Here is a 1531-nt window from a genome sequence, read left to right as displayed (position 1 = left end):
GCTGGAACGGGCTGTCCAGCAGGCCGTGGCTGTAGCAACTGGCGTGGCCGCCAACGGCGCTGACAACGGCGCGGATGTCGGCGGCCGTGGCATCGGTCTTCAGCCAGCGCTGGGCGCCGCCCCAGTCCAGCAGTTGTTCGCCGGGCAGGGGCAGCAGCGGGGTGTTGTGCGGCACCGACAGGCGCCACAGCGGCAGGCCGGGGTTGAAGAAGTCCAGTTGCTGCTCGTTGAGCTGGCTCCAGTAGCCCGGGTCCAGGGGCTCGCCGCCGAGCCGGTCATGGGCCGCCGCCACCGAGCCTTCACCGCCCTCCAGGCGCAGGTGCAGGCGTTCGCCGTCATGGCAGGCGGCGCTGATGGGCAAGGGCTGCTGGCCCCATTCGGCAAGCTGGGCGAGGGCCCGCTGGCGGTCCATTTCCAGGCTCAGGCTCATGCATTGCCGGGGCTTGGGCAGGACCTTCAGCGAGACCTCGGTGACCAGCCCCAGGCAGCCGTAGCTGCCGGCCATCAGCCGTGACAGGTCATAGCCGGCGACGTTCTTCATCACCTCGCCGCCAAACCGCAGGTGTTGGCCGCTGCCGCTGATGACCCGGGTGCCGAGGACGAAATCGCGCACCGCCCCGGCCCAGGGCCGGCGCGGCCCGGACAGGCCGCTGGCGAGCATGCCGCCCAGGGTCGCGCCCGCGCCGAAGGACGGCGGTTCGCAGGGCAGCATCTGCCCGGCGGCGTCCAGGGTGGCGTGCAGCTCGGCGAGCGGCGTACCGGCCCGGGCGCTGATCACCAGCTCCGTGGGGTCGTAGCTGACGATGCCGCGATGGCTGCGGGTATCGAGTATTTCCCCGGCACTCTCGCGGCCGAGAAAGGCCTTGCTGTTGGAACCCTGGATGCGCAGCGCGGTGTTGCTCGCCAAGGCATCGCGCACTTGCTCCAGCAAGGTCTCGGCGGCGTCGAAATCGCTGGCCACGTTCATCAGAATCGCTCCAGTTCGGGGAAGGGCAGTTGCCCGTGGTGGATGTGCATGGCGCCAAATTCGGCGCAGCGGTGCAGGGTCGGGATGTTCTTCCCCGGGTTGAGCAGGCCGCTGGGGTCGAAGGCCGCCTTGATGGCGTGGAACAGGGTCAGCTCGTGGTGGTTGAACTGGGCGCACATCTGGTTGATTTTCTCCCGGCCCACCCCGTGTTCGCCGGTGATGCTGCCGCCCACTGCCACGCACAGTTCGAGGATCTTGCCCCCCAGGGCCTCGGCCCGCTCAAGCTCGCCGGGCTGGTTGGCGTCGAACAGGATCAAGGGGTGCATGTTGCCGTCGCCGGCATGGAACACATTGGCCACCCGCAGTTGGTGTTCGTCGGCCAGGCGGGCGATGCCCCGCAGCACCCCCGGCAGCTCGCGGCGGGGAATGGTGCCGTCCATGCAGTAGTAGTCCGGGGACAAGCGCCCCACCGCCGGGAAGGCGTTCTTGCGCCCGGCCCAGAAACGCACGCGCTCGGCCTCGTCCCGGGCCAGGCGCACCTCGCTGGCGCCGGCCCGTTCCAGC

At 70.0% G+C, this 1531-nt stretch carries 2 protein-coding genes; both read right to left on the bottom strand.

Features of this window, described 5'->3' with window-relative positions:
* Window positions 1-967 (bottom strand): glycolate oxidase subunit GlcE (glcE, locus tag F6S12_RS31660; protein ID WP_315869848.1); only part of this gene is annotated, 967 nt, incomplete at its 3' end.
* Window positions 967-1531, bottom strand: a 565-nt coding sequence (locus F6S12_RS31655; RefSeq protein ID WP_315869847.1) for an FAD-linked oxidase C-terminal domain-containing protein, incomplete at its 5' end; no start/stop codon positions are given. The genes F6S12_RS31655 and glcE, both read right to left, overlap by 1 nt.

The sequence above is a fragment of the Pseudomonas sp. JV245A genome (assembly GCF_032424515.1).
Lineage (GTDB): Bacteria > Pseudomonadota > Gammaproteobacteria > Pseudomonadales > Pseudomonadaceae > Aquipseudomonas > Aquipseudomonas protegens.
This window is presented reverse-complemented; position numbering and strand designations above follow the sequence as displayed.